Below are 10,239 nucleotides of genomic sequence, written 5' to 3'. Positions count from 1 at the left end.
GCACGCGGAGGTTTTTTATCCTTCAAACCGGGTTACGCAATGACCGCCCTTTTATCGATGGCCTCGCGCCAGCCTCCCAACCAATGAGAACGTTCGTCAATTTTAAGATACGGGCAACTCTCTTTAGAACGTCCTAAAATACCCGCCTGATAACCTTTGGTTAATGCTCTGGCTAAACGATCACGCTTTTGTCTTTTCATGCCGTTACTTCCCTCATGTTATTCAGTGCTGAAAACAGGTTGATTTTTATTCAACCCATAATAGAAATACGCTTTCGGGGCAGAGTTTGCAAGTAAAGAAGATTCAGGGTGTGTCAGTCCCGCTTTTCATAAAAATACACAATGAAAACAGGGCTGTTATTTTGCCTGCGTAATCAGATTATTAGTTTTCAGGGGACAGTAACGGCCTTCAGAAGGATATATCAGGCGGAATAAGAATCGTTTTAGCGATCAGCAGATTAAGCGGATGAATGTGGCGTGTTTCACAAATTTGTCATTTTAGTGACAATTCACTCTCTGCACCGGTGTACAGAGAGTGAATCTGTCATTACTTACGCAGCTCGTCAGCCACCGATTTTGATACCTGCGCCCAGCCTTCACCCAGTGTGCGTACCAGCGCCGGATAGCCGTTTTCCGCCTGTTCCAGTACCAGATTAAACGGATGGCGGATAACCGCGTCACCGTGGGTGTAAATCCAGCTGCCCGCCACAATCACTTTGCCGTCATAACGACCGTGGAAACCGGTGACCGTGACAGTCAGGGTATCCGGTTTGTTTTCCAGCGGCTGCACTGAAACCAGCCTGTCCGGCAGTGCCTGACTGAGTTCCGTCGTCATCACCTCCAGCAACTGCTGCTCCAGCGGACCTGCCCATAAGTTAGTGCTGCCGATATTGTATTCCACATCACTGGTCTGATAGACAATCCCGGCATTCCCCAGCACGTCCCCGAGCGTGATACGCTGGATCCATAACTGCGGATGACGGTCATCAGCGGCGGTACTGCGGAAGCTGGTCTGTTCACTGCTGCTGTCTGCAGCCACCACCACCGGCAACTGATAATACTGTTTGACCGGAGTGCTGCTGCACCCCGCCAGTACAAAAACGCCCAGGAATGCCAGTGCTTTTGTCAGTTTTTTCATCTTAATTCTTCGCCTTCTTAGGTTGCGGATCCGCCTGCGGCGCGGCTTCAAAGACCAGAGCATTACTCTTGTTATTCAGGGTACGTAATACCGGCTGTAATTCACGCAGAACCTGATCCAGACGCTGCATATCATCAACCAGTTTGTTGTACGCCGGTGAGCCCGGCTGGATCCCCTGCATACTGCGGTTCAGTTCACGCAGTGTGGCCTGCATGTCTTTCGGCAGCGCTTTGAACTCTTTGCTGCTGAGTAACACATTCAGCTCAGACAAGGTTTTCTGTGCTTCCGCGATGGTTTTTTCGCTGGCACGCAGTGTTTCTGTCGCCTGTTTCATCATCGGTTCAATCGGCATGCCGTTGATTTTATCCAGTGCCGCCAGCACTTTCTGTTGCAGCTGCACCAGGCCACCGCTGGTGGTCGGCAGAATGTCATAATCGGCAATCGTCATCGGCGCTTTCCAGGCCGGCTGATCCGGATAGAAATCAAGATCGACATACAATGCACCAGTCAGTAAGTTACCGGATTTCAGAGAAGCCCGCAGCCCCTGCTGTAATGCGGTTTCCAGTTCCTGTGCCAGTTTGAAGTCTTTACCCACATCTTTCTCGAAACGCTCGGGCTCGATATGAATCAGAACCGGGATACGGAAATCCTGATCAAATGTCTGTCCCAGTCCTTTGGCATAAAACGGAACCTGTGCCACGGTCCCGAGACGGATACCACGGAATTCCACCGGTGCTCCCGGAGACAGACCCCGCACGGAGTCAGAGAAGAACAGCAGGTAACTTTTATACTGGGTATACAGTGAGTTTTGTGTGCTCTTCTGATTATCAAACAGCTTAAACAGGGTTTTCGGATTGACTTCCTCACCCGGCTGCCAGCCATCCGGCACATCAAAACTGACGCCGCCGCTGAACAATGTGGAGAGCGAACCGACCTGCACACTCACGCCCTGTGAGGACATGTCAAAGGCAATGCCGCTGTCCTTCCAGAAGCGGGCATTGGTGGTGACCAGTTTGTCATAAGGCGCGTTGATAAAGAGCTCATACTGCATCTCGCGCTCGTCGAGATTAAACTCTGCCGTTTCCACAGAGCCGACACGATAACCACGGAACAGCACCGCATCCCCCGGATTCAGCTGCCCGGCCTGCTGACTGGTTAATATCACGCGGATCCCTTTGGCATCCGGAGAGGCCAGAGGCGGTGAATCGAGCAATTCAAATTCATGACGTTCGCCGCCGGTATTGGCAGGCTGCACCTGAATATACGCCCCGGACAGCAGAGTACCCAGCCCGGAAACCCCTTCACGGCCGACTGTCGGTTTCACCACCCAGAAAACGGTATCTTTGCGCAGAACGTCTTTCATCTCTGCGTTCAGGCGGGCTTTGATGATCACGCGGCTGTAGCTCTGATCCAGCATGACGCTTTCAACCACGCCGACATCCACGCTGCGGCTTTTGATTTTGGTTTTACCGGCTTCAACCCCTTCCGCGTTATAGGTGATCAGGGTGATCTCCGGTCCCTGCCCGCGAAAATGGCTGATAAGGATCCAGGCACCAATCAGTACCGTGACGATGGGAATTATCCAGACCGGTGACCAGCTTTTCAGTTTGCTGACCTTCGCTTCTGTCAAATCATCAGTTTTATCGTTCAACCTGAGGCTCCTTAGCACTCTCCGCCCGTTTTTTTTCAAGCCGATCCCACGTCAGGCGCGGGTCGAACATTTCGGCGGCAATCATTGTCAGAATGACCACCATCGCAAATAAAATCACACCAATATCCGGATAGATACTCATCAGACGCCCCATCCGCACCAGTGCCGCCAGTACGGCTATCACAAACACATCAATCATGGACCAGCGTCCGACAAACTCCACGATTTCATAAATAAAGTGCATCCGGCCGGGATCACGCCAGCCGTGGCCTTTCGCATCCAGGCACAGCCAGCCGATGGCCAGCATTTTCAGGCTCGGCACCATGATACTGGCGATAAAGATCACCATCGCCACCGGATAAGAGCCATCCCCCCACAGCAGAATCACCCCGGCCATAATGGTTGAGCCGAAATCACTGCCGAGGGATTCGGTGATCATAATCGGCAGCAGGTTTGCCGGGATATATAAAATCAGCGAGGTAAACAGCAGCGCCACGGTCAGTTGTAAACTGTTCGGCCGCCGCGCATAACCCCGGCTGCTGCAGCGCGGACACTCATGCATATCTGCCGGCAGAATCGCCTGGCAGGTACCGCACAGCCGCACCCCCTGACACAAACCGCCTTTTCCTGCCTCCAGCGCCACCGGCAGCGGCGGACGCGGTGTAATCCGCTGCCAGACCCAGTGTTTATCCAGGCACTGGAATGCCCGCACCTGCATCACACAGAACAGACAATAAGGCAGAAAACTCACGCCCAGCCCGATATCCCCGTACGCCATCAGTTTCACGAAACTGACCAGCACACCGGCGAGGAAAATTTCCGCCATACACCAGGCCCGCAGCCGGAACAGCAGGCGCGTGACCGGAATGGCCAGCGGAGGCGGCAGACGGATCCCGCTGCACAGTAAGGTAATAGCAAGCAGGCAGAAGGCAGGTACCGCCAGCACAAATCCCATAAAGAACAGTGCCAGCTCACCGTAGTTATCCCCGAACATCACTGACGGGATCTGATAAAGCGTAATTTCGCTTTCAATACCCGCCACTTTCATCGAGACAAACGGAAACATCCCGGCGAGCACAAACATCACCAGGCCGCTGAGGGCATACATCAGCGGCTGACGGCGCGGTTCACGCCAGCGGGCGGCCAGGTGGGTGTGGCAGCGCGGACACTCAGCTTTGGTTCCCCGTTCCAGCTCAGGGATTTCCACCACCAGGTCGCACTGCGGACACAACACCGTGACTGATTCATGTGAATGATGAGCACACACTGTTTCGTTATTTCTCCAAAATCACCGGCGGGATCAGTTCCCGCTCTGCATGGCTTCCAGCGTCTGCCAGCGCTCAAACGCCTCTTCCAGCGCATGCTCTTTCTCTGCCAGCAGTTTCAGCACATTATCTGTTTCATCATGCGGCTGGTTAAAGAATTCAGGCGCACTGACCTGACTTTGCAGTTGCTGAATTTCCTCGTCGAGGGATTCCAGTAATGACGGCAGCTGTTCAAGTTCCCGTTGTAATTTATAACTTAATTTTGCAGATGTATTTGCTTTTTTAATGTTATCTTTACGTTTTTCTTCCGCCGCTTCCGGTTTCGCCGCTTTCGCCGCCGGGGCTTTCAGCGACTGAACCTGTGCCCGCTGCTGCTGTGCATCAAAGTAACCGCCGACAAAACGCCCGATAGTACCATCGCCTTCAAAAATCCAGCATTCGGTCACGCAGTTATCAACAAACTGACGGTCATGGCTGACCAGCAGGACAGTGCCCTGATAGTTATCCACCAGCTCTTCCAGCAGTTCCAGTGTTTCGACATCAAGGTCGTTGGTCGGTTCATCGAGGATCAGCAGATTGCTCGGTTTCAGGAATAATCTTGCCAGCAGCAGGCGGTTGCGCTCCCCGCCGGACAGAGCCCGCACCGGTGTTCTCGCCCGTTTCGGGTGGAACAGGAATTCCTGCAGATAGCCCAGTACATGACGCGGTTTACCGTTGACCAGCACTTCCTGTTTGCCTTCCGCCAGGTTATCCATCACGGTTTTATCCGGATCCAGCGCCGCCCGGTGCTGATCGAAATAGGCCACTTCCAGCTTGGTGCCGATATGCACACTGCCCTCGTCCGGCTGTAAATCACCAAGCATCAGTTTCAGCAGCGTGGTTTTACCGCAGCCGTTCGGGCCGACGAGGGCAATTTTGTCCCCCCGGTTTACCTGGGCACTGAAATGACTGACCAGATTCTTACCGTCAATACCATAACTGATATCATCGATTTCAAAGACGATTTTGCCTGAACGGGTCGCCTCTTCCACCTGCATTTTCGCTTTGCCCATCACCTCACGGCGTTCCGCGCGTTCACTGCGCAGGGCTTTCAGCGCCCGGACACGCCCTTCATTACGGGTACGGCGGGCTTTAATGCCCTGACGGATCCAGACTTCTTCCTGTGCCAGTTTGCGGTCAAATTCCGCATTCTGCATCTCTTCGACACGCAGTGCTTCTTCCTTGGCCACCAGATAATCATCATAACTGCCCGGCCAGGAGGCTAATTTTCCGCGATCCAAATCGATAATCCGTGTCGCCATATTGCGGATAAAGGAACGGTCATGGGAAATAAAGACAATGCTGCCGCTGAAGTTTTTCAGGAAGCCTTCCAGCCACTGGATGGTTTCGATATCCAGGTGGTTAGTCGGTTCATCCAGGAACAGCACTTTCGGCCCGCAGACCAGTGCTCGGCCGAGTGCCGCTTTACGCAGCCAGCCACCGGACAGTGCGGATAATTTTTCATCTGCCGGCAATTCCAGGTGTGCGATCACATCCGCAATCCGGCTGTCGAGCAGCCATAAGTTCTGCGTGTCTAAGATCTCCTGCAATTCCGCCATTTTTGACAGATTTTTATCGCTCGGATCACTTTCCACTAATTTTGAGATCTGATGATATGCCTTGATATGCTGTGCCTGCTCCGCCACCCCTTCGGCAACAAAGTCAAACACCGTGCCTTCCACATCACGCGGCGGATCCTGCTGCAGACGGGCAACAATCAGATCCTGTTCATAGATAACCGTACCGTCATCCAGCGGCTGCTCTTTGGTCAGCACACGCATCAGGGTAGATTTTCCCGCCCCGTTGCGTCCGACCAGGCAGACACGCTCATTTTCTTCGATATGCATCTCCGCATTTTCCAGCAGCGGAGCATCACTGAATGCGAGCCAGGCGCCCGCCATATTAATCAACGACATAATTTCTGTTATTCCTCGCCTGCGTGGCGGATAAGCCAGCAGTTATGGATCTGACGGTTACGGGCAAAATCCTGTGACTGTGTTTTGGCGGTAATTTCCTGAGCAACCAGCCCCAGTGCATCCATACCGTCCTGATCTAATTTAAAACCGCGTTTGTTGTTGGAGAACATCAGCGTACCGCCGCGGCGCAGCATACGTTTCAGATGTTTCATCAGGCTGATGTGATCACGCTGGACATCAAAGGTATCTTCCATCCGTTTCGAGTTGGAGAATGTCGGCGGATCGATAAAGATCAGATCAAACTGTTCCGGAGTCTGCGCCAGCCAGCTCAGGCAATCCGCCTGGATCAGACGGTGCTGTCTGCCGCTCAGGCCGTTGCTTTGCAGATTGCGCTCCGCCCACTCCAGATAGGTGCGTGACATATCCACGGAGGTAGTGCTGCGCGCGCCGCCGAGACCGGCATGAACCGTTGCCGAGCCGGTGTAGGCAAACAGATTGAGGAAGTCTTTACCTTTGCTCATCTGTCCCAGCATTTTGCGGGCAAGACGGTGATCAAGGAACAGGCCGGTATCCAGGTAATCAGTCAGGTTAACCCATAACTGTGCGTTATACTCTTTCACTAGGAAACTGTTCTGTTTCTCCGCCAGTTTTTCATACTGCTGTTTGCCTTTCTGGCGCTGACGGGTTTTCAGGATCAGCTTATGCGCCGGTAACTCCAGCACGGCCAGTGTCGCGCTGATCACATCGAACAGGCGCTGACGCGCTTTGTTCGGATCCACGGTTTTCGGCGGTGCATATTCCTGCACCACCACATAATCCGCATAACGGTCAACCGCGACATTATACTCAGGCAGATCGGCATCATAAAGGCGATAACATTCAACGCCTTCCTGTTTCGCCCATTTTGCTAATTTCTTTTCGTTCTTACGCAGGCGGTTGGCAAAATCTGCCCCGATATCCTGCGCCGTTGCCGGTGGTGTGTCACTTAACTGATAGTTTTTCTGCACACAATCCAGCGGGCCGTTTTTCGCCTTGAATTCACGCTCTGCACGCAATTGCAGGCTGCTGAGCAGTTCCGGGGAAGCACTGAACAATGACAGGCGCCAGCCCGGGAAACGGGTTTTTACCACACGGCCAAACACACTGTGCAGGGCAATCAGCGCCGGTTCGCTTTCCAGACGCTCACCGTACGGCGGGTTGGAAATAATGGTGCCTTTCGGGCCGTCCGGCAGCGGATTTTCCAGTTTGGTGGCATCTTTCTGCTGAAAAGTAATCAGTTTATCCACCCCGGCGCGGCGGGCATTGGCGCGGGCCATATCCAGTACACGTTTATCAGTATCAGAACCGAAGAAACGGGCGGTTGCACTGATCAGACCGGCATTGGCACGTTCACGCGCTTCAGCACGGACAGATTCCCAGACTGCTTTGTCATGGCTGTCCCAGGCTTCAAAGCCCCAGTGGTGACGGTTCAGGCCCGGCGCGCAATCGGAGGCAATCATTGCCGCTTCAATCAGCAGGGTGCCGGAGCCGCACATCGGATCCACCATCGGGGTCTCTTTCTGCCAGCCGGAACGCAGAATAATTGCCGCCGCCAGGTTCTCTTTCAGCGGAGCCTGACCAGCCAGTTCGCGGTAGCCGCGGATATGCAGGGAATCCCCGCTCAGGTCGATCGCCAGCGAGGCTTTCTCTTTATTGAGATAGACATTGATGCGGATATCCGGCTGCTGTTTTGCCACATCCGGACGCGTGCCGGTTTTGCGGGTAAAGCTGTCAACGATAGCATCTTTGACTTTCAGTGCGCCGTACTGACTGTTGCGGATCTCATCGTTAGTCCCGTTGAAATGCACGGCAAATGTCTTGTCAGCGGAGAACACCGATGGCCAGTCAATGGATTGCACCGCGAGATAAAGATCCATGTCACTATAGACATTAAACTCATTCAGCGGTAATAAAATACGGGATGCCAGACGACTCCACATCAGACACGTGTACATCGTACGCGGCTGCGCCCGGAAGTGAACGCCACCCTGCGTAATACTGAGATCCTCAGCGCCCAGTGTCGCTAATTCATTTTTTAAGAGTTCTTCGAGCCCGCGGGCGGTGCTGGCAAAATACGCGTTCATCATGGTTTACCGTTGAAATAAAAAATTGGAGCGCATTATAGCGGATCCGGGCGGTAAATCATAAAATTGACGTTCACCTTTTTCCGGATAAACCGGGATGCCATTGTGGTATTACTGATAATAACGAAAAGAACGGATAACAATGACGACAACACCCATCACACTCTCCCGTTTATACACCTTTCCTGTGAAGTCAATGAAGGGTATCCGCCAGTCTCAAAGCCATGCCGGCGAAACCGGACTGAGCTTTGACCGCAATTTTATGATAACGGATGAGACCGGAAAATTTATCACCGCCCGCCGTTATCCGCAGATGGTACTGTTTACCCCGGTGCTGCTGAGTAACGGGATTTACCTGCGCAGCCCGGAAGGCAGTGGTGCCACGATCCTGTTTGAGGATTTCCGTCCCGATCACCTGCCGTGCGAAGTCTGGGGAAATCATTTCACCTCGCTGCTTGCGCCGGAAAAAATCAATCAGTGGCTGTGTCAGTTCTTTGATATCCCGGTACAGCTGCGCTGGCTCAGCCCGCAATCCACCCGCCGGGTAAAAAAATTCCCGGATACCGCCGTGTCGTTTGCCGATGGTTATCCTTATCTGGTGGTAAACGAAGCGTCTTTCCGCGAAGTGCAGCGCCGCTGCGGTGCCGGTATTAAAATTGAGCAGTTCCGCGGCAATATTATTGTCACCGGTGCGGAGCCGTTTGCGGAAGACCGCTGGAAAACCATTCAGGTCGGTGATGTGGTGTTTGATCTGAAAAAACCGTGCAGCCGTTGTATTCTCACGACCGTCAGTACGGATAAAGGCATTAAACACCCGGAAATGGAGCCGTTCCACACCCTGCAGACCTTCCGGAAAGCGGCAGAGAATGATGATGTGGATTTCGGCATGAATGCCATTGCCCGCAACAGCGGCGTGATTCAGGTCGGTGATACCGTCACCGTACTGGAAACCCGTGAGCCGCGTCAGTATCAGGAGCAAATCGTTGAGAAAGTGCAGGCCGCCCCTGCACAGCCGGAAACGGCTCTGGAACTGACATTCAACGGAAAATTGTACCCGGTGAATAATCAGCATGTCTTACTGGAGCAGCTGGAAGGCCATCAGGTCAATATTCCGTACTCCTGCCGGGCCGGTGTCTGCGGCTGCTGCAGAGTCACTCTGGTCTCCGGTGACGTCACTCCGCTGAAAGCCGGGGCAATAAAAGAGAACGGTGATATTCTGGCGTGCAGCTGTATTCCGAAAACCAATATTACGATCCGCCACGGATAACTGAAAAAAATACCCCCGGCAGATAAACCACCGGGGGTATTTCAGCTAAATGGATCACTTATTAACAATAAGGATCCATTGTGGATCATATAACATTACCCGATCCTGATAATGATCGTTTACCGGACAGCCTCAGACAGCTCTGTCCATTAATAAACGCCGTGTTACCGGGGTTCTTGGCAATAAACGATCATTCATGATCTTGATCGGATCACAAAAACACATGCTCCGATCGTGTAATTCAAGTACCGGATCAACCAGCAGACATAAACTGGCACTTTCCCCTGCTTCCGCCACAATAAAGTTGCTGCGCTGACGATTGTTACCCGCCACCACTTCAACCAGCTGCCCCTGCTCCGGTTTTGTCATTGCGCAAAACAATGAAAAATACCAGCTCTTCGGCATTTGCGGCTTTAAAAAACGCGATGCAATTAACGCATTCAATGTTAATTCAGCACACTGTTGTGCCGGAATATCTAATTTTTTAATCTGTTCTTCAAAGATAAAAAATAACGCGGCATCATCAACAGAAAACGGGCTGTGACACCGTGCATACGGTGCCAGCAGGCGTGGTGCAAAATGGGAGCGGAATACCATTCCGTTGGCAAGATCCAGCATAATACGCTCATGCGTATCATCGTAATACCACTGCCATTGATCGTCAGGTTTTATTTTCATCTGATCACATTCCCGGCTAATACCTGATTAGCGATTTATATTTTTACTACACATTAAATAAAATAATTAAAAGTGATTGTTTACTTTAACGTGCATTGCCTGCCAGTCACAATTTTTCAGGCAACATCTGAAAATATAGAAGAAACAGGGGGAAAAATAAACC

The 10,239-nt window shown here is 52.4% G+C and carries 8 protein-coding genes; 1 reads left to right on the top strand and 7 read right to left on the bottom strand.

The features are described 5' to 3' along the window. Positions 1-32 precede the first annotated feature (32 nt). From rmf to rlmKL, 6 genes are all read right to left on the bottom strand, one after another. The gene (gene rmf / locus N7387_RS08315; RefSeq protein ID WP_015422581.1) at positions 33-200 is read right to left on the bottom strand and encodes a ribosome modulation factor; all 168 of its coding nucleotides are present in this window, start codon (positions 198-200) and stop codon (positions 33-35) included. A 346-nt stretch (positions 201-546) separates the two neighbouring features. After that, positions 547-1,137, bottom strand: coding sequence for a membrane integrity-associated transporter subunit PqiC (gene pqiC / locus N7387_RS08310; RefSeq protein WP_279798160.1), 591 nt, complete (start codon positions 1,135-1,137; stop codon positions 547-549). Between the two features lies 1 nt (position 1,138). After that, complete coding sequence (pqiB, locus tag N7387_RS08305) at positions 1,139-2,788, bottom strand: intermembrane transport protein PqiB (RefSeq protein ID WP_025155192.1); 1,650 nt, start codon at positions 2,786-2,788, stop codon at positions 1,139-1,141. Then, positions 2,778-4,022 carry a membrane integrity-associated transporter subunit PqiA gene (pqiA, locus tag N7387_RS08300; RefSeq protein WP_279798159.1) on the bottom strand — a complete coding sequence of 415 codons (1,245 nt, stop codon included), beginning with the start codon at positions 4,020-4,022 and terminating at the stop codon, positions 2,778-2,780. The genes pqiB and pqiA overlap by 11 nt, the downstream gene beginning before the upstream one ends. A 66-nt stretch (positions 4,023-4,088) precedes the next feature. Beyond that, positions 4,089-6,008 (bottom strand): ABC transporter ATP-binding protein, encoded by a 1,920-nt coding sequence (locus tag N7387_RS08295; protein ID WP_279798158.1) that lies wholly within the window; start codon positions 6,006-6,008, stop codon positions 4,089-4,091. An 8-nt stretch (positions 6,009-6,016) separates the two neighbouring features. Then, on the bottom strand, positions 6,017-8,131 hold the full coding sequence (gene rlmKL / locus N7387_RS08290) for a bifunctional 23S rRNA (guanine(2069)-N(7))-methyltransferase RlmK/23S rRNA (guanine(2445)-N(2))-methyltransferase RlmL (protein ID WP_279798164.1): 2,115 nt from the start codon (positions 8,129-8,131) through the stop codon (positions 6,017-6,019). A gap of 142 nt (positions 8,132-8,273) precedes the next feature. Between rlmKL and N7387_RS08285 the strand changes: the two genes are divergently transcribed. Then, positions 8,274-9,398, top strand: a complete 1,125-nt coding sequence (locus N7387_RS08285) for an MOSC N-terminal beta barrel domain-containing protein (RefSeq protein ID WP_262861185.1) — start codon at positions 8,274-8,276, stop codon at positions 9,396-9,398. Between the two features lie 132 nt (positions 9,399-9,530). On the opposite strand, the gene N7387_RS08280 is transcribed toward N7387_RS08285, so the two are convergent. Further along, positions 9,531-10,076 (bottom strand): cell division protein ZapC, encoded by a 546-nt coding sequence (locus N7387_RS08280; protein WP_025155187.1) that lies wholly within the window; start codon positions 10,074-10,076, stop codon positions 9,531-9,533. Positions 10,077-10,239: the final 163 nt, after the last annotated feature.

The organism is Morganella sp. GD04133, assembly GCF_029835375.1.
In the GTDB taxonomy this organism is placed as follows: Bacteria; Pseudomonadota; Gammaproteobacteria; order Enterobacterales; family Enterobacteriaceae; genus Morganella; species Morganella morganii_B.
Note: the sequence above shows the minus strand (reverse complement) of the source record. Positions and strands in the feature narration are given on the sequence as shown.

Bases quoted from the DNA above. Each gene is read 5' to 3' on its own strand.
- rmf (WP_015422581.1), bottom strand. From the start codon at position 200: ATGAAAAGACAAAAGCGTGATCGTTTAGCCAGAGCATTAACCAAAGGT.
- pqiC (WP_279798160.1), bottom strand. From the start codon at position 1,137: ATGAAAAAACTGACAAAAGCACTGGCATTCCTGGGCGTTTTTGTACTG.
- N7387_RS08295 (WP_279798158.1), bottom strand. From the start codon at position 6,008: ATGTCGTTGATTAATATGGCGGGCGCCTGGCTCGCATTCAGTGATGCT.
- rlmKL (WP_279798164.1), bottom strand. From the start codon at position 8,131: ATGAACGCGTATTTTGCCAGCACCGCCCGCGGGCTCGAAGAACTCTTA.
- N7387_RS08285 (WP_262861185.1), top strand. From the start codon at position 8,274: ATGACGACAACACCCATCACACTCTCCCGTTTATACACCTTTCCTGTG.
- N7387_RS08280 (WP_025155187.1), bottom strand. From the start codon at position 10,076: ATGAAAATAAAACCTGACGATCAATGGCAGTGGTATTACGATGATACG.